This is a genomic window from Desulfosceptrum tomskiensis (genome assembly GCF_049818055.1).
GTDB lineage: Bacteria > Bacillota > Desulfotomaculia > Desulfotomaculales > JASEER01 > JBFLVT01.
Map to the genome: position 1 here is coordinate 1,930,764 of NZ_CP187479.1, position 18,815 is coordinate 1,949,578.

The 18,815-nt window shown below is 58.4% G+C and carries 22 protein-coding genes and 1 pseudogene; 7 read left to right on the forward strand and 16 right to left on the reverse strand.

From position 1 onward, the window contains the following. Nucleotides 1-214: 214 nt before the first annotated feature. The 8 genes and pseudogenes from ACPV0M_RS09780 to ACPV0M_RS09815 form a co-directional block, all read right to left on the reverse strand. The gene (locus ACPV0M_RS09780) at nt 215-883 is read right to left on the reverse strand and encodes a stalk domain-containing protein (protein ID WP_425620461.1); all 669 of its coding nucleotides are present in this window, start codon (nt 881-883) and stop codon (nt 215-217) included. A 473-nt stretch (nt 884-1,356) separates the two neighbouring features. Beyond that, the gene (locus ACPV0M_RS09785) at nt 1,357-1,800 is read right to left on the reverse strand and encodes a type II toxin-antitoxin system VapC family toxin (protein WP_425620462.1); all 444 of its coding nucleotides are present in this window, start codon (nt 1,798-1,800) and stop codon (nt 1,357-1,359) included. After that, nucleotides 1,775-2,014 (reverse strand): hypothetical protein, encoded by a 240-nt coding sequence (locus tag ACPV0M_RS09790; RefSeq protein ID WP_425620463.1) that lies wholly within the window; start codon nt 2,012-2,014, stop codon nt 1,775-1,777. Before ACPV0M_RS09790 ends, ACPV0M_RS09785 begins: the two co-directional genes overlap by 26 nt. A gap of 300 nt (nt 2,015-2,314) precedes the next feature. Then, entirely contained in the window at nt 2,315-2,710 is a 396-nt protein-coding gene (locus tag ACPV0M_RS09795; RefSeq protein ID WP_425620464.1) for a DUF5615 family PIN-like protein, read from the reverse strand. 154 nt (nt 2,711-2,864) lie between these two features. Then, nucleotides 2,865-2,972, reverse strand: a pseudogene (locus ACPV0M_RS09800) (type II toxin-antitoxin system HicA family toxin); the annotation flags it as partial. 27 nt (nt 2,973-2,999) lie between these two features. Then, nucleotides 3,000-3,218 (reverse strand): type II toxin-antitoxin system HicB family antitoxin, encoded by a 219-nt coding sequence (locus tag ACPV0M_RS09805; RefSeq protein WP_425620465.1) that lies wholly within the window; start codon nt 3,216-3,218, stop codon nt 3,000-3,002. Nucleotides 3,219-3,469: 251 nt separating this feature from the next. Continuing rightward, nucleotides 3,470-3,826 carry a type II toxin-antitoxin system PemK/MazF family toxin gene (locus ACPV0M_RS09810; RefSeq protein WP_425620466.1) on the reverse strand — a complete coding sequence of 119 codons (357 nt, stop codon included), beginning with the start codon at nt 3,824-3,826 and terminating at the stop codon, nt 3,470-3,472. Continuing rightward, a complete protein-coding gene (locus ACPV0M_RS09815; protein WP_425620467.1) occupies nt 3,819-4,088 on the reverse strand; it encodes a ribbon-helix-helix domain-containing protein in 270 nt (89 codons plus the stop codon). Before ACPV0M_RS09815 ends, ACPV0M_RS09810 begins: the two co-directional genes overlap by 8 nt. Nucleotides 4,089-4,423: 335 nt before the next feature. Between ACPV0M_RS09815 and ACPV0M_RS09820 the strand changes: the two genes are divergently transcribed. Continuing rightward, nucleotides 4,424-4,654, forward strand: a complete 231-nt coding sequence (locus ACPV0M_RS09820) for a type II toxin-antitoxin system HicB family antitoxin (RefSeq protein WP_425622186.1) — start codon at nt 4,424-4,426, stop codon at nt 4,652-4,654. A gap of 179 nt (nt 4,655-4,833) precedes the next feature. Here the strand turns inward: ACPV0M_RS09820 and ACPV0M_RS09825 are convergent, their stop codons facing one another. Then, nucleotides 4,834-4,935, reverse strand: a complete 102-nt coding sequence (locus ACPV0M_RS09825) for a DUF433 domain-containing protein (RefSeq protein ID WP_425620468.1) — start codon at nt 4,933-4,935, stop codon at nt 4,834-4,836. A gap of 284 nt (nt 4,936-5,219) precedes the next feature. On the opposite strand from ACPV0M_RS09825, the gene ACPV0M_RS09830 reads away from it, so the two are divergent. The 4 genes from ACPV0M_RS09830 to ACPV0M_RS09845 all read left to right on the forward strand — a co-directional run bounded on the left by ACPV0M_RS09830 (nt 5,220) and on the right by ACPV0M_RS09845 (nt 7,847). Further along, a complete protein-coding gene (locus tag ACPV0M_RS09830) occupies nt 5,220-5,492 on the forward strand; it encodes an AbrB/MazE/SpoVT family DNA-binding domain-containing protein (protein ID WP_425620469.1) in 273 nt (90 codons plus the stop codon). Further along, nucleotides 5,480-5,878, forward strand: coding sequence for a type II toxin-antitoxin system VapC family toxin (locus tag ACPV0M_RS09835; RefSeq protein WP_425620470.1), 399 nt, complete (start codon nt 5,480-5,482; stop codon nt 5,876-5,878). Before ACPV0M_RS09830 ends, ACPV0M_RS09835 begins: the two co-directional genes overlap by 13 nt. Nucleotides 5,879-6,282: 404 nt before the next feature. Beyond that, nucleotides 6,283-6,831 carry an RNA polymerase sigma factor gene (locus tag ACPV0M_RS09840; RefSeq protein ID WP_425622187.1) on the forward strand — a complete coding sequence of 183 codons (549 nt, stop codon included), beginning with the start codon at nt 6,283-6,285 and terminating at the stop codon, nt 6,829-6,831. 14 nt (nt 6,832-6,845) lie between these two features. After that, the gene (locus ACPV0M_RS09845) at nt 6,846-7,847 is read left to right on the forward strand and encodes a zf-HC2 domain-containing protein (RefSeq protein WP_425620471.1); all 1,002 of its coding nucleotides are present in this window, start codon (nt 6,846-6,848) and stop codon (nt 7,845-7,847) included. Nucleotides 7,848-8,001: 154 nt separating this feature from the next. Here the strand turns inward: ACPV0M_RS09845 and ACPV0M_RS09850 are convergent, their stop codons facing one another. Continuing rightward, nucleotides 8,002-12,096, reverse strand: coding sequence for a S8 family serine peptidase (locus ACPV0M_RS09850; protein WP_425620472.1), 4,095 nt, complete (start codon nt 12,094-12,096; stop codon nt 8,002-8,004). A 209-nt stretch (nt 12,097-12,305) separates the two neighbouring features. Between ACPV0M_RS09850 and ACPV0M_RS09855 the strand changes: the two genes are divergently transcribed. Together ACPV0M_RS09855 and ACPV0M_RS09860 are read left to right on the forward strand one after the other, a co-directional pair. Further along, on the forward strand, nt 12,306-12,725 hold the full coding sequence (locus tag ACPV0M_RS09855) for a HEPN domain-containing protein (protein WP_425620473.1): 420 nt from the start codon (nt 12,306-12,308) through the stop codon (nt 12,723-12,725). Then, nucleotides 12,709-13,086 carry a nucleotidyltransferase domain-containing protein gene (locus ACPV0M_RS09860; RefSeq protein ID WP_425620474.1) on the forward strand — a complete coding sequence of 126 codons (378 nt, stop codon included), beginning with the start codon at nt 12,709-12,711 and terminating at the stop codon, nt 13,084-13,086. Before ACPV0M_RS09855 ends, ACPV0M_RS09860 begins: the two co-directional genes overlap by 17 nt. Here the strand turns inward: ACPV0M_RS09860 and ACPV0M_RS09865 are convergent. From ACPV0M_RS09865 to ACPV0M_RS09890, 6 genes are all read right to left on the reverse strand, one after another. Next, nucleotides 13,083-13,628 carry a pyruvate kinase alpha/beta domain-containing protein gene (locus ACPV0M_RS09865; RefSeq protein WP_425620475.1) on the reverse strand — a complete coding sequence of 182 codons (546 nt, stop codon included), beginning with the start codon at nt 13,626-13,628 and terminating at the stop codon, nt 13,083-13,085. The genes ACPV0M_RS09860 and ACPV0M_RS09865 overlap by 4 nt on opposite strands. A gap of 195 nt (nt 13,629-13,823) precedes the next feature. After that, the gene (locus ACPV0M_RS09870; RefSeq protein WP_425620476.1) at nt 13,824-14,855 is read right to left on the reverse strand and encodes a rod shape-determining protein; all 1,032 of its coding nucleotides are present in this window, start codon (nt 14,853-14,855) and stop codon (nt 13,824-13,826) included. Nucleotides 14,856-15,121: 266 nt separating this feature from the next. Beyond that, on the reverse strand, nt 15,122-15,373 hold the full coding sequence (gene spoIIID / locus ACPV0M_RS09875; RefSeq protein ID WP_425620477.1) for a sporulation transcriptional regulator SpoIIID: 252 nt from the start codon (nt 15,371-15,373) through the stop codon (nt 15,122-15,124). A gap of 161 nt (nt 15,374-15,534) precedes the next feature. Continuing rightward, entirely contained in the window at nt 15,535-16,746 is a 1,212-nt protein-coding gene (locus ACPV0M_RS09880) for an IS110 family transposase (protein ID WP_425620304.1), read from the reverse strand. Nucleotides 16,747-17,151: 405 nt separating this feature from the next. Continuing rightward, a complete protein-coding gene (gene spoIID, locus ACPV0M_RS09885; RefSeq protein WP_425620478.1) occupies nt 17,152-18,126 on the reverse strand; it encodes a stage II sporulation protein D in 975 nt (324 codons plus the stop codon). 192 nt (nt 18,127-18,318) lie between these two features. After that, nucleotides 18,319-18,738 (reverse strand): F0F1 ATP synthase subunit epsilon, encoded by a 420-nt coding sequence (locus ACPV0M_RS09890; RefSeq protein WP_425620479.1) that lies wholly within the window; start codon nt 18,736-18,738, stop codon nt 18,319-18,321. Nucleotides 18,739-18,815: the final 77 nt, after the last annotated feature.

Consider the following 18,815-nt stretch of genomic DNA (forward strand, 5'->3'; position numbering starts at 1 on the left):
CGGGTTCCACATCCCCCCTTTAACATAGATGCAAAAGGTGCTATGGATACGCACACCTTCTAATCGAGGTAACCCTTTGCAACAGTGGTACAGGCTACGCCCGTAACCATTCTACCACAACCATGGCAGGACTTGCATTGGTTACCTGATTGATTAGACAACTGAAACGTTTGAAAAGTTCCCACGAAGAAGAAAAATTCTGGAGACCTTAATTTTACCTTGTGGGGAGTTGAATTATCTGTCGGGTTGGCTGTTCCTTAAGATCAGTAATCTCAAGGGCGGTAACAGTTAATTGGCTATCAAGCGTTGTAAGCGCCTGTATACGAACCCACTCTCCTTTCCTAATCCAGGGAGAGCCCGTCGAACCGATAAACGTTGATGTTTTTTCCTTACCATTGCTAAATACCCACTTCGAAATTACATCGACAGCCTTTGGGAAAGCCGCTCCGGACGGGACTCTTTCTGCATAAACACTCATGTCAAGAATAGCAATTTTTTCATTATCCTCGCTCACAAAAGTACCTACGGTATTTGCGTATGATAGACCATGGAAAATTACCCTAAGGTCTCCAATGCTCACTTCATCACCGTACCGGTAGGATGAACTGGTGTCTGGCTGTTTTTCGATTTTCCTGGTAACGGTCACTGTCTTACTCTCTGGATTATATACAACATCGGCATCCAGATTCTCCGCCACCACACGCAGCGGAACAAGAGCACGTCCATCCATCACTATTGCCGGAACATCGCTGGATACTTCCTTGCCATCTACAAGGACTTTAAGGGTCGGAAAGCCATTGTAGAATCCGGAAGCCGAACCGAAAGCCGCTCCACCGACAAACAATGCCGCACCAACAACCGCGCTTATAAGTCTTAACCTCACTCCCAGGGTCCCCCTTTCGTAATAAAACCTTAAATGTTAACTCTCTGCATCGGGGTCGGTTCCAGGAATTATCTCCTCATTTACCCAGTTTATTAGACACCGGAGCATCCGTAAAGTTCCAAATCATGCGCATTATGGGGTCAGACTTATCGATTGTTATGGATTCGGGCAACAATGGGGTCAGACTTATCGTTACTTATCGTTGTTCCAACGTCGCACGCTAAACGCTGAACGCTGAACGCCGAACGTCCGTTAACCGCCAGGGATGCCAAGTCGCTGATTGGCGTTCTTCTTTACCTTGGCGCCCTTGGCGGTTTAATGGCTTATGATTTACCGGTCGTTGTCCGAGCGCCGAATGCGGAGGGGGCGACGCACCCGACCACGTCCAGTGGGGTCAAACCTTAAAAGCTAAAAAAACCCCCAAGGTTCTTGGGGGTAAACCGGTGATTCGCGATATGCGTATAAAGGTCCGGTTAGAAGCCGCCCGGGATAACGCGGCAATTGATGAGGTGAAAATGATGATCGAAAGCGAAAACGCTCTTGGTGAATCCTTTAGCGCTGAGTAATGCCAGGCTGAAGGCGTCCACGTAGGAAAGATCCTGGTCGGAAAACTTGTTGAGCACTTCACGCACCGCCGCCTCGTGCTCCGCCCCGTAATAAACAATGTGGACAAAGCCTTTTTCTCTCGCCGCGGAGAGTCTGTCCAGAAACGAAGCGGCCTGAGGAAAGCCCAAGCGATAGCGGATCAGAGTGAAGCATTCGGCGACAATCAGATCGGTCGTCACTTGGGGAACGTCCGCCATCGACCTGAATGTTTCAGCCGCCTGCCGGTGGTGACGGTCATTCCGGTCCAAAAAGGCGTAATAGGCGCCGGTATCGACAAATACTTTCCTATCTACCATAGAGATAGCGGTCATGGTTTTCGGCTCCGTCCTCGCTTCCGCCGGCTCCGATCCCCTCAAGCTCCAACAGGGGATTCGACTCTGCTTCCAGCGGCTTAATGTAGGCGTCAATCGCCCGCCTGATGATCTCCGCCTCGGTTACTTTTTGCCGTAAGGCAATTCTCTTCAAGGCCGCATCCTGTTTCTTGCTGATATATGTCTGTTTGCGAACAAGACCCTCTTCAGCCATGATGTCATCACCTCTCTTTATACATTACATTATGCCCTCGGTCTACGACTGTCAATAACGGGGGCAGGGCAACAATGGGGTCAGACTTATCGTTACTTATCGTTATTCCAACGTCGCACGCTGAACGCCGAACGTCGAACGTCCGTTAACCGCCAGGGATGCCAAGTTCGCCAAAATCGGGGAGTAATAAAGTATAGTAGAGTATGAAGATAACGAAGAAGTAGCCAGTGCGCCAAGAAGGGGGATGTTCAAAATCCTAGTTTTTAAAATATCGAGCACGGCCAGACGGTGGGACACGGGTTATGTCTCAGAGGTAGTGGAAGGTTCACGCGTTAAGCCCCTGAGCCTGATACGTCGTTCATCCACAATCCAGAGTAGGCCCGCAAGCGGGACGCTTGGCAGGGCCGGCAATACTTTTTTGAAGCACGCAATCATGGATTGCCTGCTTTGATCCCGAACTCGCAGTACAATGATTCCTGGATGCCCCTTCGGTTTGTATTTGCGAATATCCGCAAAACCTATATCCACCGTAACTAATACACGATTTTCCCGCTTGCACTGTTCTATAAGAAGGGCATCAGAAACACCCTGCATCCCCTCCGACCAAACCGTTTCCGCATCGCAACCGGAAGCGCGAAGCAAATCGGCCAGCTCCTGAGGGAGGTTTTCATCAATCTTAAACTTATAGGTAGACATGCCGCTCTTTGGTCAACAGGGCCGCGTAAGCGATAGCCGCCCTGACATCATCCGCGTCTTTATAGACGGGGGTCAGACTTATCGTTACTTATCGTGTCAGAGTTAAGCCAGCATGCTAACAGCCGGTATCATGTGGATGCGTACCGTGACGAAATCATTTCAGCAGATCTCGTAATTCATTCACCGTCAAGCCAGCCTGTCGCAAAATAGAGCGAAGTGTACCAGAGGCAAGCTCAGTGTGCAGGGGAACAATCACGGTTTTCTTTTCCGGACAGAACGGGCAACTGGTTCATAAAGCAATCTCTACTTCTAAAGGCGCGATAATCGGGGTTTCCGGAGCCACCGGCTCGTCGGTGTTCTCAAAATAGAGTTCCAATGCTTCCTTTAAGTTAGCCAAAGCATCCTCTAACGTTTCCCCCTGCGAAGCAACTTCCACCTCTAAGCAGCGGGCAACATACCACTTACCTTCTCTGGTTACGGCCGCTGTTAAGCGTCTCAAGGCCCTCATGCCCACCTCCCTGCAGGCTCATACCTCAAAGCTCGCCAGCCCATAGCTTTTTTAACCGTGTCTTTGCCCAGGACGGAGGTGAAAAGCTAGTGTCTGAGCTATATAAAGAATCAGTATGAGCCACGATGCCCTGCCTCTTTTTTACATTATGCCCTGGATGCTGCGCCGGGGTCAAACCGCAAAAGTGCAAAAACTGCCAACCGCCAAGACGCCAAGAAGGAGATAAGGGCGCGCTTGGCGGTTTTTATGGTTCACAGCCAGCGGTAGTCCTCATGCAGGCCGAGGATCAGTTTGAGTTCGTTATCAATTTGCGCCATCGCGCCGGTGCCGGCGATGTTCTCGATGAATTCCTTGAGCCGGCGGGCGGCGTCGACCGCCCTTAGTTGTTCAACGAGGGCATAGGTCTTTTTGCCGGCCACCTGCAGCGGAACGTGAAACGGGGCCGGCCGCTTGACAGAGCTGGAAAGAGGAACAACCAGTACCGTGCTCAGGACATTGCAGATATCCGCCTGGACCACCACTGCGTAATGCGGCCCGCGGGTTTCGTGACCTTTTGTCTCCCCGAGAACGATGCGGTAGATGTCGCCTCGGCGCACCGGTCTAGGCATCTCTTTCTCCCTCGATACGTTTGATGTAGTCGTCCAAATCCTCCATACCGGCTTCGGCCAACTGGCGCGTTTCGCGCTGAGCACCGGCATCAGCGGCGTATTCCGCGATCGCCTTTTTTCTCATCAGCAGCGCTTCTCTGGCCAGGTAGGCTTTAAGCGCCCGGCGTACCAGCTCGCTCTGATTGTTAAACCCTTTCGCGGCGGCAATATCCTTTAATTGCTTGAGGGTTGCCTGGTCAAGCTTGACAGTGATCGATTTCACGGACGTGTCACCCCCTACGTACCTTTCGGCCGGCTATGTGTACATCATATAGTATGCCCAAAGGTAAGTCAACGTGTCTTACTTTGGTTTTAATAAGGGGGACACCATACTCAAATAAGCTAAGCCTCCGGTCATCTGGTGCGGTGGGTATCTGTGCGAAGCGGACGGGCCGACGTGCTTTGTCGATAGAGGAAGTTTTTCCCGAAAGACCCGGGACCTAACGATACAGAAGTTGGTTATGGCATTATGGTGTTATAATGTATGGTAACAAAGCAAACTTAAGGAGGCTTGCTGTTGTGGCTTCTCCTATACTTTCAGGTTATATCGAGCACGGGATGACGGAGGCCGTTTACGACAAGCTGGAGGATGGCACCTTCGCCGGGCGCATCCCGCCTTGCCCCGGTGTCATTGCGTTCGGGAAGACGTTGCGGGAATGTGAAAACGAGTTGCGTTCCACTCTTGAAGAGTGGATCCTCCTCGGGCTGAAACTCAAACACTCTCTGCCGGTACTCGGTGGCATTGATCTCAACGAGGAGCCCCGTCATAAGTCGTTGGGCGCCCTGTAAGCGACGCGATTTTATCAGCCGCCTCCGGAAACTCGGATTCCGGGGACCATTCGCCGGAACTCGCCACCAATTCATGATCCGTGAGCAATACAGGCTAAGCATACCGTCAAACCCGGAGTACTCTGTCCCTCAATTGAGGATGATGCTGGGTGAGGTCGAGAAAATCATTAACCGTGAAATCAGTCCGGAAGAATGGGAGAGTCTGAAATAGAGGCCGCGTAGCCGATAGCCGCCCTGACATCATCCGCGGTTAAGCTGGGATAGCTTTTAAGGATTTGCATTATGGGGTCAGACTTATCGTTATTTATCGTTATTCCAGCGTCGCACGCTGAACGCCGAACGTCGAACGTCCATTTGTCCGTTAACCGCCAGGACGCCAGAGCGCCAGGATCAATGTCGGGAAAAGGCCGGAGCCGCCGGAGCCGGAAGTCTTGAAAAGGCCGCCTGTGATATAATCAGAACGCAGGAAAGGAAGGAATTGCCCGGGGTGATATGGCAATTGATAAGGCCTGGTGTATAATGGGGGCAAATCGACTTGGAGAGCTTCGTTAAGGAGACATCACTTATGGGTTACGAAATTGTGCGCCTGACGTCCAAAGGTCAGATGACCATTCCCGTGCACATCCGCCGCCGACTGAATCTGAAGGATGGAGACAGTTTGATCGTCAGCGTCGAAGGCAATGCTATTCGCCTGCAAAAGCTGGAGCCGGTCCGCCCTCTGGATGAAAACGACCCGATATGGGGGCTCATCGGCGCCGGTGAAAGCAAACTGGGAGACGTTGCCGAGAACCACGACCGCTACCTGGCGGAGGAGGAAATCAAACGTTGGCGGCGGTAATGGTCGATACGAGCGCAATTTTTGCGTTACTAGACCGCTCGGACCGTAATCATGTGCAGGCTGTCCGCATATTGCAGCGGCTGGCTAAGGACAAGGAAGGCGTTTTACTGACGAACTTCATTTTGGCCGAAACACATGCCCTTGTCCTGGCCCGGCTTGGCGCCGAAATGGCCCGCGCATGGCTTCAAAACCTGCGCTGGCCGGTGGAACGCGTTTCGGCCGTTGATGAGGAGCGAGCCCGAGCAATTATATGCACCTTTACCGATAAAGAGTTTTCCTATACAGACGCTACGACTTTCGCCATAATGGAGCGGCTGAATCTGGAATACGCCTTTTCTTTCGACCGTCATTTCAGGCAATTCGGAATCAGACTTTTAAAAGATTGAGGAGAAAGCAATACCAGAGAAAAAGACGATTCCTGACTTTAAAACCGAGGCAATCGCTTTCCGTAACCGGCCTCTGACCTCTTGCGTCGGACCTCTTTTTGAACGGTCTTAAGGGTGACTTCCAAAGCACGGTCGTACCCTGAAAGACGTCCGTGCCAAAACCAGTGTCTTGGCTTTTTGCAGCACTCTCCTAGAATCCTTCCACTAATTACTCCTTCCATATTGTTGGTTAATAAGGTAAATTGTTAGATGAATTAACCTTTTCGTCAGAAATTCCCTACCGCGCGCATTAAAATAATGTAGAAAATTTTTCCCGGAACCCCGGAACTTTTGCGACCCGTATCATGTCTAAAAGGTAATCCGGCAGTTCCGCGGCCGAGGAGGAATGCCCTCCTTTGGACAAGGTGAAACTGCTCGTTCAAAGGTCCCAAAAAGGCGACGCAAAAGCCTTCGAGGAACTGGTGGAGCTGTACCAGGATAAAGTTTATACGCTGTGCTACCAGTTGACCGGCAACCATGCCGACGCCCAGGACCTGGCCCAGGAAGCCTTCGTCAAGGCGTACAGCGCCTTGCGGGGTTTCCGCAACGAGGCCGATTTCGGGACCTGGATGCACCGGATCACGGTGAACCTCTGGATCAACTTCAAGCGCCGGCAAAAGACGGCGATCTCCCTGGATGAGCCGGTGCAGATCGAAAACGGCGAGGTTCCCCGGCTGGTGGCCGCCGCCGGCGAGTCGCCCGAAGAGGCGCTCGAAGCCAAGGAGTTCCGTTCCATGCTGTGGGCGGCGATGCGCGAGCTTTCCCGGGAACACCGTGTGATCCTGGTGCTGCGCGAGATGCAGGGTTACGCCTATGAGGACATCGCCCGCCTGCTGAACTGCTCGCTGGGCACGGTCAAGTCCCGGCTTAACCGGGCGAGGCAGGCGTTACGCGAAAAAGTGCGGGGAGAATAAGGCAGGTAATAACGATGAGGTGCGCCGAGGCAAGACAACTGCTGCCAGAGTGGCTGGAAGGCGAGGCCGCCGCCCCGGTTTCGGCGGAGGTCGAGAGCCATATTGCCTCATGTCCGGAATGCCGGGCCGAAGCGGCCCTGTGGCGGCGGATAGCCGGCGGCCTGCGCGAAATGAGCACCGAAATCCCCGCCCCGGCGGGCTTCGCCGCCGGAGTTACGGCCAGGCTGCAGACCGGGCGCAGAGGCATCCTGGTTAGCTGGTCGGACACCTGGAAGCGCGCGGTAGCCGCCGCGGCCGCCGTAACCATACTGGCATGCGGTTCGCTGGGTATAGCTTACCGGCTGCTGCCCAACCTGACCGTCGCCGATAACGGCGGCGACACGCCCAAGATGGCGATAATAGAGAATAACCCCGGGAACGACACGGTCGCCGATCCCGTCACACCCGATGCGACCAGCCCGCCAAAACCCCATAAGCAGGGTGTAACTCCGCCCGCGGCGAATCCCCCGTCCAACAGCGGCCAAGGCGGGAGCACCGTCCCCGACGACGCTGTGACGCCGCCAAACTTCGCCTTCCTCAGTACCGACCGGAAGGTGGTCATCCACACCACCCTGGTCCGGCTGCAGGTGGAAGACATCTCTTCCGCTTACCAGCAGGCGGCGACCGTAGCCAAGGGGCTTAACGGTTCGGTGGAGGTCCTGGCGGTGCAGGACGGCGCCGACAGGCGCCAGCAGACCGTGGCCGCCAAGGTCCCGCTGGATAAGGCCGACCAGGCCCTGGCAAAGCTGACCGGTCTGGGTCAAACCCTTGAGCGGAAACCCGACATCAAAGACGTTTCCGCTACTTACAACGAAAAGGCCGTCAGGTACAACAGCCTGCTGGCCGAGTGGCAGGCCACCGGGGACGCAAACCAAAAGGTCCTGCTGGAGGCCGAAATGAACGCCCTCAAGAAGCAGTTGGACGACCTGAGCCGGAAGGCCGAGCGCCAGACCATCGTCCTGATCCTTGAGGGATAGACGTAAGACTTAGGGTGTAAGGCGTAGAAGGCCAGAAGTCTGAAGTTAGATGTTGGACTTGATGAATAGAGGGACCCCGCCTGATAAAAGGCGGGGTTTTTGTTTAGCTAATCCACATGTTAACGTCCCGTATCTAACGGCCAACCGCCAACAGCTAACCGCCATTTACGGCGTTGGAGAGCCGGTGCAGAATGACCGCGGCCTCCGCCCTGGTCAGGTAGGATTGCGGCCGGAAAGCCGTCGCGGCATCGCCGCCCAGCAGGCCGAGGGCGTAGACCTTGACAACATCGCGGCGCGCCCAGGCAGGAATGTCCTGCCAATCTTGGTACGGGACGTTTTCCGGGGGCCTGGCCGGCTCGAGGTTCAGCCAGGCGCACAGGCGGGCAGTCATAACGGCGCCTTCGGCGCGGCTGATGAGGGCGGCAGGCCGGAAAGACCCGTCCCTGTACCCTGTAACCAGCCCGAGTTCCTGGGCGGCGCTGATCGTACCCCTGGCCCACGAAGGGATGCGGCCCGCGTCGGTATACGAAGGCTGCCGGTCCCCGTTGGGAACGAGGCCGGCCACCCTGGCCATCAAAACGGCCAGTTCCGCCCGGGTCACCGGTTTGTCGGGGCGGAAGGCGCCGTCGGGATAGCCGGCGACGAACCCCTTGTCGGCCATTGCGCGGATCTCCAGCTCGGCCCAATGGCCGTCGACGTCACGCAGCTTGAGCCCCTTGGGCGGAACGGGAAGATCGACGCTTTGCCCCGCTATCGCTCCCGTCGCACCGTCCAGCGCGATGAACTGGACGCTTGCCGCGCCGTCCGGGAAGGGGATGTAGGCGAAGAACTCGCCCTGCTCCGAAACCTTCACCGGGGCACGCTGCTCTCCCGGCACGCACAGGTACAGGGTGGAGGCCGTGGTCTTGCCCCGGGCGAAAAAGCCGTCGCGCACGGGCATTATGGTCAGGACGCTCAAGGCCGGCGGTTCGGCGGAGGGCAGCGTTTTACCCTTGACGGCAACGGCGACCGGTTCCCCGCCGGGCCCTCTCAGGGCGGTGACGGTGATTTCTTCGCCGGTAAACAGATCCGAAGGCTCAATACCCAAGCCGTTCTTGGTGACGACGGCCCGGCTGCCGAGAGGGTAAACGCCTCCTTCAGCAGTGCGCAGCGTACGGTCGGATTTCCGGTAAGACAGGAAATGCTCCGTGCTTTCGGCGGCGTCGTCGGCGATGTCGATGCGCCGGGCCTCCTTCGTTCCGGGGGACAGGATCACCCGCACCCACTGACCGGGATAAAGCTGGTCCGAGCCGGCCAGCAAGCCCCAGCGGTAAACCTCGGTGTCCTTACCAAGCTGCAGGGATACGGCGGTCCCATCGTAAGCGGACAGGTAGAGCGAATCGTCGGTGGCGAAGATGACGCGCCCGAACATTACCGCCGAAAAGGCCGTGATGCTGATACAGGTCCGGGAATCCGGGATCAAGGTGACGATGACCAGGTCTCCCGGTTGCAGCGATGACGGTGAAGCCGGCTGGCCGTTGCGGGTCACCGGGGCGCCGGGGAGCAGGCTGTAAGCGACGCCGGTTCCCAGCGAGAACCGGCCGGCGGCGTCGGCCTGGCCCAGGTGGCCGACAGCGATGCTGCGCCTGGCGGTAATGCAGGAAATCCCGGCTGTGGACGGCGCAACACCCAGCTTGACGGGCATGCCCGGCGCCAGTTGCTCGGCGCTCGCCGACAGGGAAGCCCCGAAGGGCAGGTTGTCCCGGTCCCCATCGACGACGGTGTCGTTGAAGAAGGTCGCCGCGTCGGGATGCAGGTAGAAAGTCCGGGAGTCGTCCAGGAGCCTGACGCTCCTGCTCAAAGGATCAACCGCAGCCAGGATGCCGTCGACTTCCTCGTATCCCCCTTCGACACTCCAGATCTCCTGGGTTGAAGGATTGAGCGAGGCCGTTACCGACATCCCCACGGGCAGCCGGTTTAAATCGGTGACGGGCCGGCCGTTCAAGCTAACCGGCACGGAATCGCCGGCCAGGCGGTAACCCCCCTCGCGGTTTTCGCGACTGACCCTGACCAGGACCGGTTCGTTGCCGACTTTGAGCAGCCGGACGCCGCCGGCGCGCCACGTCCGGCCGTAGATGTAGGCCGAGAGCTTCCCGGACGGGTCGGTGAAGGAGTAGATATCGGCTCCGGGCGGCACGTTCGCGAGGCCGGTCTTCTTCCCGTCGACGGCCACGGCGAGGGCGGCGCTCTTGCGGTCGATCTCCCCGCCGCCGTCCAGCACCAGCCTGTCCCCGTCAAGCGCAGTCACGATATGCCTTTCGGGCGGCTGGCCGAAGACGAGGGCGTAATCCTGAGCGGGCTTGGCCGCGCCCGGCACGACGTTTTTGGCCACCGCCGCACCCTTAACCTCAATGAGGTATTCGCCCGGCTGCGGGTTGTCGACGACCACCTGTTCCACGTTGTTGAGCGCGTCCCTCTTGCCCTCGCGGCCGAAATCGTTGCCGTAGAAAGTTCCGGAAGGCCCCCGCACCACCAGGTCGAGGTCGTTGATCAACGCCTTTTGCGCCCCCGGCGCCGCCTGGGGGTCCGTCCAGGCCAGCGTTACTTTCAGCGGCGCGCCCGAACCGGTCACCCGGCAGCGGTAGGTCCGGGACGCCCCGTGGGCCACGCCGCCGGTCTCGTCGGCGGCCGCGAAGCGCCGCTCCTTGAGGGCGGTCACGGTGCCGGCCACGTCCAGGAGCCCGAAGCCCTGAGCCTGCCGGTCAACGCCGGGAAGGGGCCGGGCGCCGTTGATCAGCGCGGCCTTGATCAGGGCGGCGGACGGAGAAGCCATGTCTTCTTCTTTGATAAAGTACTCGCGCATGAGGGCCACGGCCCCGCCCCCGACGGCGGCGGCCATGCTGGTCCCCTGCATGCGCGTGTAAGCGCTGTTGGCCGGGAAGTTGCCCTCGATCAGCCCGGACTTGGCGGAAACGATCGACGTCCCCGGCGCCACCAGGTCGGGCTTGATGCGGCCGTCGGCCGCCGGTCCCCGGCTCGAAAAGGAGGCCATCATGCGGGGGTCGGCGCTCTGCTCGCCGAAGACCGGGCGCGCGTTCCGGCCGGCGCCGAAAACGAGAGCGTTTTTGCTGTTGGCCTCGGGAGTCAGGGTCCCCTCTTCCGGGCCGCTGTTCCCGGCGCCGAAGACGACGGTAACGTCGGGATGGCGGCGGACGAAGCGGTCGATCTGGGACGAGGAAGAAAGGTAGGCGTTGCTCTCCCCGCCCCACCCGTTGACGTGGATGCGCGCTCCGCCCGCGTAGGCGGGCTCGAAGAGGGCGTAGAGGTCGGCGGGCGGGTCGATCTTGCCGTTCTTGCCCAGGATGGCCTGGAAGAAGATGCCGGCCTGGGGGGCCACGCCCTTGAATTTGCCGCCCGAAGCGGCTCCGGTGCCCGCCACGGTTCCGGCCACGTGCGTGCCGTGGCCGGTGGGATCGGACTTGTCGCCCCCCGCCAGGGACTCCAGGTAGATGACTTTGGGCATCTGGCCGGGGACGTTGGCCAAGTCGGGGTGCAGGTCGGCATAAGAACCGGTGCCCAGACCGCTGTCGGCAATGGCCACGATCTGCCCGGCCCCGGTGAGCCCCCGCGCGGTGACGAAGTCACGGACGGCAACGGGCGACACGCCCGCAATATCCCGGGCCCGGTCGTTGAGGAAGACCGGCGGGCGGTACTGTTCGACGAAAACGACCTGGGGCAGGGAAGCCAGGGCCTTGACGGCACCGGCAGGGATGACCGCGCGCAGGGTCGTCCCGCTTTCGCTCAGCCCCCTGGTGACTTTTCCGCCGAGCCGCTCCACCTCACCGGCCACAAACTCCTTGTCGCCGGCGCCGAAGGTGGAAATGGTTATTTCAAGTTCTTCACCGCTGTTTGCGTCCACCGCCGGCCCCAGACGGTCCTCGGCTTCCAGCACCTCGACGCGTCCTTTCAGAACGCGGTTGACCTTCGCCTCGGCGCCTTGAGGCACGCGCAAAAGCCAGCGGGAATCCCCCACCGGGTCCCCGAGCCTGGCTCCCGCAGCTTCAAGCCGCCCGGCGAGCAGTTGGGGATCGGTCCCGGGGTCGATACGGACGACGTAGAGGTTTTCTTTGTTTGGCGCCGGCTGGTCTTGCCCCTCTTCCGGGCCCGTTCCCGGCAAAGTCACGCCGCCGAAGTAGACGGCCGCACTACTCAGGAAGGCGAGCGCAACCAGGACGGCGACAAGGGGCAGCAAGGGTTTTGTGAAACGCATAGAGCCACCTTTGACAAAGGATGACAGTCCTGTCAGTCAGTTAACATCTTATCACACTTCGGCCGCAGCCGGAACGTTCGCCTTGATGGCAATTTAAGCTTGAAACCGCTCATTAATTATTAACCCTCGGCCGAGCCCTGTTGTGACAGAGTGACCGCCGGCGGATGATTTGGTGGTATAATATGGTCAGGCGGAGAGGAGGCGCAAAGATGAATCTCCTTGACCAGGACGAATACCGGCGCTGGCTTGCCCAGGCCGAACATACGCTGTCTTCGGCTGAAAGGGATATGTTTGCCGGCGATCACGCCTGGGCCTGCTTTAAGGCCCAGCAGGCGGGCGAATACGCCTTAAAGGCCCTCGTTCGCGCTGCGGGAATGTTTGCGCCGGGCCACTCGACCTTGCGGATTGCAAGAATCCTCAGAGATGCCGGCTTTACGCTGCCCGATGATATGGAAAAGTGGTGCCGGGAACTTGACCGGCACTACATCCCTCCTCGCTACCCCGACGCTTATCCTTCCGGTAGCCCGTTCGAATACTATGACCGCGAGACGGCGGAACGGGCTGTTGTATGCGCCTCACGTCTCGTGCAGTTCGCTAAGGGAGTGCGGGCGGATGGAAAAAGTTCTTGAGGCCCGCCGGCAACAGCAAGCCCGTTACATAGATTTGGCCCGGGATTATGCACGCCGGCTTGAAGACCGCTTATGCCGCCCGCTGACGGCGATAGTTATCGGGTCGGTTGCGCGGGGCGACTTCAACCTCTGGAGCGATGTGGATGTCGTGGTGATCGCCGACGACCTCCCGGCCGACCCGCTGAAGCGGAGCGCGATCCTCTATGCGGACGTGGAACCCGCCATCGAACCCAAGGGGTATACGTACGGGGAATTCGCGCGGCTCCTTGCCGCCGGGCATCCCCTGGCGCGGGAGGCCGCAGAAAGCGGGATCGTTGTCCGTGAAGCAGACGGCTGGCGGGAGCGGATCAGGCCGCACTAAAAGTCCCGGGGCTTGCAGATAATCTCGCGGATCTTGGTGTCGAAGAAATGCTGGGAGTGGGCGGGGCTGAGTACGACGGCGGTGTCGGCTCCCGTCCCCGAGCCGGCCACGGCCACAACGTCCTCGCCCGGCGGGATGAGCCCGGCGTCGCAGGCCATGCTGCTGATCTCGACGCACACCTTGAGGCCCTGGCCGAACATGCGCAGGGTCGCGGCGATGATTTCGGCGGGATAGACGCCGCCGAACTTGAAGCGCAGGGCGCGGTCGAGGCCCGCCATCAGGTGGGTGGTGGTAAGCAGCCGCACCCCTTTGGAAGCGAGCTCCCGGCGCATTTCCTCTCCCATCTCGTCCTCTCCGGGCTTGTCGAAGCCGACCTGGTGGGTCACGCACACCACTTCCAGCCCGCACCCGGCCAACAGGAGCGCCGTCTTGCCCGAACACGAGGCCACCACGATGCGGGAAATGCCCAGCTCCCTGGCCCGCTGAACGGCCAGCTTCAGCGTCACTTCGGTGTTGGCGGGACCTTTGGTAGGCCAGTACATGAAACCGCTCCTTTCGTGTATTAGCATTGCGCACTGCGCACTCCAATGTTAAGCACAACAGAGACTGCAGAACGGCGAGCTTGAGCGCCTAATTCATACGTCTGAGGCTTGGGAAATCTTTGAGTTGAAACGGAGAAGGCGTCCAATGGACGCCTGGTGTAACAAATCGAGGGCAACATTACCTGTCACGCAACCTTAGACTACCTTCCTGAACAGCTTGTCGTACTTCGGTTTCGGGAGAACGTTGAGCATGCTGAGGGCCTTGCCGGTGCCGAGGGCCACGCAGCTCACGGGATCGTCGGCCAGGACGGCAGGCAGGCCGGTCTCCCTGGCGATCAGGGCGTCGAGGTTGTCCAGCAGCGCACCGCCGCCCGTCATCAGGATGCCCTTGTTGACGAGGTCGGCGGCCAGTTCGGGCGGTGTTTTCTCCAAGACTTCCTTGACCGCCGATATCACGCTGTGCAGCGGCTCCTGGATCGCCTCCCAGACCTGCGTGGTCGTGACCTCCACCGCCTTGGGCAGCCCGGTCATGACGTCGCGCCCGCGGATCGAAGCCGATCTCTCCCTGCCGCGGACGGGAAGGGCGCTGCCCACTTCTATCTTGAGTTCCTCGGCCGTACGGTCCCCGATCAGGAGGCCGAACTCCTTGCGAACGTAACGGACAATGGCCTCGTCGAACTTGTCCCCCCCGACCTTGATGGAAGTAGCGCAGACGATCCCGCCCAGCGAGAGGACGGCCACGTCCGTGGTGCCGCCGCCGATGTCCACGACCATCGCGCCGCTGGCCTGCGAAATGTCCACCCCGGCACCGAGCGCCGCCGCCATGGGCTCCTCGATGACATGGGCCTGCCGGGCTCCCGCCTGGATGGCGGCCTGCCTTACGGCGCGCTCCTCCACCCCGGTGACCTGGGCCGGGATGCAGACCATCACCCGGGGGCGGAAGAAGAACCTGCGGGCTCCCGCCTTTTCGATAAAATAGCGCAGCATCTTTTCGGTAACGTCGAAATCGGCGATCACGCCGTCCCGGAGCGGGCGGATGGCCACGATGTTCCCCGGCGTCCTCCCGAGCATGCGCCTGGCTTCCTTGCCGACGGCGATGATCTGTCCCGTCTCTTTATTGATGGCTACTACGGAAGGCTCGCGCAGCACGATGCCCTTGCCCTTCACGTAAACCAGTACGGTCGCCGTGCCGAGGTCGATACCGATGTCGGGTGCCCAATTAAACATTGCTTTCCCCCTCGATAAAGAAGTCAGAGGCCGGACTCGAAAGAAATCCTGCAATCTCCGAATCAATCTGCGAGTCAAAAGCCCGGAAGCCGGACAAGGATACAAGTTCCGACCATGCTTGTCCGGCAGGTTATCGTAAAAAGAAGCGAGCAACGGCAACACCGTGTTGCTCCTGGCGTACCTCGAAAGCAAGGCGCCGCCGGTCATAATCTTCCGCTGGTGTATTCTACAAGGTTCGGAAAGTTTCCTCTCCTTCTTACAAAAGTTTAGCCTGTTTCTTTATATTTCCTCCGGGTGGCTTCTCCGCCGCGCAGATGGCGCTCAGCCTTGTTAAACTCGAGTACCAGCCGCACCTTTTGGGCCAGCTTCTTATCCAGCGCAGGCAGACGTTCGGTCATGTCCTTGTGCACCGTGCTCTTGCTTACCTTGTAAACCATCGCGGCCTGCCGTACCGTGGCGTTGGTGTCCAGTATGTAGGCGCAGATGTCAAGCACCCGCTTTTGGATATGCTCCTGCATCACCCTACCTCCCGGTCCAGGCTGTATGGGCTGTATGGTGATTTATATGCGGATAAGCTTCGACAAATGCTTGGCCCAGACATGGCAAAAAGGGCCAAGGCCCTTCTTGCCATATCGCACACTGGACCTTCTATGTCAATACCTAATTTTAATAACCCTGATTAGGCCGCCCGTAAGGCGTGCCGCTCCTTGGCTGCCAGGAATAGAGCTTCATCATAGGGGGTGTTGTTAAGCCACATCGCATAGATAATACGCATCCAGACACTTGCGAGACATCTGAGGGCTGTGGCGTGAGCCTTACCTTGTGCGCGTTTAGCATCATAGTATTCACGTGCCCAGGAAACCCAACGGATACTCTGCATCGCCAGTTGGTACATCACGTTCCTAAAGGGTTTAACACAGGATTTTCGCGGACGGGCATAAGCATACTTGCCGCTTTGAAACAGAACCGGTGTTGTACCCGCTAGGGCCTGTACGGCCGGTAGACCGGGATAACGGCTCCGATCATCACCCCACTCCGCCAGGAGCCGTGGCGCCACCCTTACTCCCGCTCCGGGAAGGCTGGCAAAGATCTTGTAGTCGGAGTGGCTCTGAAAAAGATCTTGAATGTCCTGGTCATAACCCTTAATATCGGCCTGCAAGTTCTTGAGTCGGGTGACCAAGGACAGCATCAGCCGCGCCTTCGCCCGTGTAGTGGCCGCATTAGCCTCCAATTGAGGCTCGTGGAGTTTCGTCCAAATCGCCACAGCAGTCTTGTTGGGCTGAGGATGCTTGTGGGTCTTTAGAAAGACAGCGATTTCTGGTACCGATGCTTCTAGGGCTTTTTCTAAGGTTGGATAGGCCTGCAAAAAGTCCAAAAAGATAGGAGTATTAGCGTGAGAGAACAGGTCCAAAGCCACAGGGTAATAGAGTTTTAAACAAGCGATTAGCTTGTTAGTGAGACGGGTTCTCTCCTGGATCAGGTCATCCTGGTCCCGGGTTAGCATCTTGAGTTCTTCAATGATCGCGCTATCGGGCCGAAGCTGGCGTAAGTAAGGTAGTTCAGCTCGGCCAATATCGGCCAGCAGACGCGCATCAAGCGGGTCACTTTTTGCCCCGGATGGTTTGCGCCGATGATCGACCAGCTTGGGGTTAACCGGATAGACGGCAAAGCCATGTTCCAAGAGATATTGGATAAGAAGACCTTGACTTGTTTCAACGATACAAGCAACATTTGCGAGATCTTGGCCGGCTAGCTTGAGAAGTTTACGACCCAACTCATCAAGCCCCGGACGGGAATGTTTGACCGAAAAATCAGCTAGCATCCTTGCTTTGTCGTCAATTACCACCACCTGGTGGGTAGCGTCTGCCCAGTCGATACCGGCGAAGATCACTGATAATGGCAACTCCTTTCCCAAGTAGTCCCAACGTGGTGTTGTGGTCAATGATCAGCCCTATCCAGCAACGGTGCTCGAAGCACGACCCTTCTATGGATCATAACGCCACATTAAGCTCGGGGAAGGCAACTCCAATGCAGGCAATCGAGTTGCTGGCGTTGAGAGGCCTTTCCCCGAAACGTTGGGTACTGGGTAATACCACAGGAGATCGGGGATCTCCTTGTAAACCAAGGCTTTAGAGATAGTTTAACGGATAGGGCGTTGAGCATTGTGAATTGCATTGAGCACTGTGCGCTGGGCACCGAAATAGCTGTGGGCGCTGGGATTAATCTAGGAAAGGGATTCGGTTGTACCGGATCCCATCCTAAAGTATCTCAACGCTCAATGCCCATAGCTCAGTGCTCATTCCAGCTTCTTAATTGTTACGCCGGTGTAATAGTGCTGCAGGATGGCGCGGAAGTCCCTGCCGTGCTCGGCCAGGCCCTTGGCGCCGTACTGGCACAGCCCCACCCCGTGACCGTTGCCGGTAGTGGTGTAGACAAGCTTCCCGTTTTTGTAGGTGAAGGTGAAGTTGGTGGAGCGCAACCCGAGGCGGTCGCGGACCACCGTCGCGGAAACCTCTGTGTTCCCGAAAGACAGCAGCTTCGGCCGCCCCGTGCTGGTGTACTCAAGCACCTGCACGATGTCGCCGACACCCGTGATCACCGGCAGGACGCTGATCTTCGTCCCCAGGGCCGCGTCTACTTGTTCAAGCGTGAAGGACTTAGTCTCCCCCGGGTAGGGATCGTGGTCGTAGGGGCAGGGCACGCTCCGCAGGTACGGGAGGTCGAACTTCCAGACGTCTCCCGCGCTTTCGGTGGCGCCCCCGCACGACGAATGGTACACCGGGTCGATCAGCTCGCCCTTGTGGACCAGCACCGTCCCCCTGGTGGAAGCCACCGCCCGGTAGACCTTGTAGTAAAAACGGTAATAGTCCAGCGTCCCCCAGCGCTGCTTTAAGTCTTCGCGCGAGTACCAGGCCTGGCCGTGACGGGGGTCGTCGCAGATGTCGGCTTCAGGATGTGGGTTGTTCACCGACCCCCCTTGCACAGTCAGCCTCTTGAGAATATACGTGCGCGCGCAGACTGCCTGGGCCTTGAGGGCCTCGGGCGGAAACGCGGCCGGCATCTCGGCCGCCACCACCCCGACCAGGTATTCCTCCAACGGCAGGGTAATGATCTCCCCCGTGGCGTGCCTGTAAAGCCGCACCTTCTCCGGCACGGCCTCCTTTTTGGTCACTTCGCCGATAAAATCCCGGTAGTTCTTCTGAAAGGAGACCGGATTGGCCAGGAGCAGGGCGGCAAGCAGAAAGACGAGACCGATAATCAGCCTTCTCAACCTGCTCCCTCCCCTGTGCAATATCTATGCATTGCTTTCCATATATATACAGTGTTTCCAATTGCGATAGGTTGCAAGCATGGAAGGAAGGGCGTCCTTGGCGCCCTTGGCGGTTATACTTGGAGGGCGCAAGAAAAGAAAAACCCCCGAAGAGATGTCGCTCTCCGGGGGTCAGCTACCCTAGCTGGAAGTTTAGTGGTACTTGTCTCCCTGCTCCGCGACGCGCAGTCTGAGCAGTGCGCGCTTGAGCGCGGCTTCCGCCCGCAGGAGGTCGACCTCCTGCGCTTTGGATGCCAGGCGCTGCTCGGCGCGCTCCTTGGCCCGCCGGGCCCGTTCGACGTCGATCTGCTCAGGCAGTTCGGCGGCATTGGCAAGGACGACAATGCGGCTGTCTTTCACTTCCATGAAGCCGCCGCTTACCGCCAGCGTCTTCCAATGGCCATCCTTCTGCAGACGGAGGGCACCAATCTCGAGGCTGGTGATCAGCGGGGCGTGCTCGGGCAGGATACCCAGTTCACCGTCGGTACCACGGGCAATCACCAACCGCGCTTCGTCGGAATAGATTACCCGTTCCGGAGTGACGATCGAGACCTTTGAAGTCTTGTCTGCCATTGCGTGTAATGCACCCCCTGTTTCGGTCGTCAGTCGTCAGGCAGCGGTCGTCCGCAGGTATGACGATCAGCCACAAC

What these genes read in the sequence shown, in the direction of transcription:
- ACPV0M_RS09805 (WP_425620465.1), bottom strand. Translation starts at nt 3,218, where the DNA reads ATGAGGGCCTTGAGACGCTTAACAGCGGCCGTAACCAGAGAAGGTAAG.
- ACPV0M_RS09855 (WP_425620473.1), top strand. Translation starts at nt 12,306, where the DNA reads ATGAATCTCCTTGACCAGGACGAATACCGGCGCTGGCTTGCCCAGGCC.
- ACPV0M_RS09820 (WP_425622186.1), top strand. Translation starts at nt 4,424, where the DNA reads ATGACGGAGGCCGTTTACGACAAGCTGGAGGATGGCACCTTCGCCGGG.
- ACPV0M_RS09890 (WP_425620479.1), bottom strand. Translation starts at nt 18,738, where the DNA reads ATGGCAGACAAGACTTCAAAGGTCTCGATCGTCACTCCGGAACGGGTA.
- ACPV0M_RS09825 (WP_425620468.1), bottom strand. Translation starts at nt 4,935, where the DNA reads ATGCAAATCCTTAAAAGCTATCCCAGCTTAACCGCGGATGATGTCAGG.
- ACPV0M_RS09845 (WP_425620471.1), top strand. Translation starts at nt 6,846, where the DNA reads ATGAGGTGCGCCGAGGCAAGACAACTGCTGCCAGAGTGGCTGGAAGGC.
- ACPV0M_RS09870 (WP_425620476.1), bottom strand. Translation starts at nt 14,855, where the DNA reads ATGTTTAATTGGGCACCCGACATCGGTATCGACCTCGGCACGGCGACC.
- ACPV0M_RS09860 (WP_425620474.1), top strand. Translation starts at nt 12,709, where the DNA reads ATGGAAAAAGTTCTTGAGGCCCGCCGGCAACAGCAAGCCCGTTACATA.
- ACPV0M_RS09790 (WP_425620463.1), bottom strand. Translation starts at nt 2,014, where the DNA reads ATGGCTGAAGAGGGTCTTGTTCGCAAACAGACATATATCAGCAAGAAA.
- ACPV0M_RS09865 (WP_425620475.1), bottom strand. Translation starts at nt 13,628, where the DNA reads ATGTACTGGCCTACCAAAGGTCCCGCCAACACCGAAGTGACGCTGAAG.
- spoIIID (WP_425620477.1), bottom strand. Translation starts at nt 15,373, where the DNA reads ATGCAGGAGCATATCCAAAAGCGGGTGCTTGACATCTGCGCCTACATA.
- ACPV0M_RS09850 (WP_425620472.1), bottom strand. Translation starts at nt 12,096, where the DNA reads ATGCGTTTCACAAAACCCTTGCTGCCCCTTGTCGCCGTCCTGGTTGCG.
- ACPV0M_RS09785 (WP_425620462.1), bottom strand. Translation starts at nt 1,800, where the DNA reads ATGACCGCTATCTCTATGGTAGATAGGAAAGTATTTGTCGATACCGGC.
- ACPV0M_RS09795 (WP_425620464.1), bottom strand. Translation starts at nt 2,710, where the DNA reads ATGTCTACCTATAAGTTTAAGATTGATGAAAACCTCCCTCAGGAGCTG.
- ACPV0M_RS09830 (WP_425620469.1), top strand. Translation starts at nt 5,220, where the DNA reads ATGGGTTACGAAATTGTGCGCCTGACGTCCAAAGGTCAGATGACCATT.
- ACPV0M_RS09810 (WP_425620466.1), bottom strand. Translation starts at nt 3,826, where the DNA reads ATGCCTAGACCGGTGCGCCGAGGCGACATCTACCGCATCGTTCTCGGG.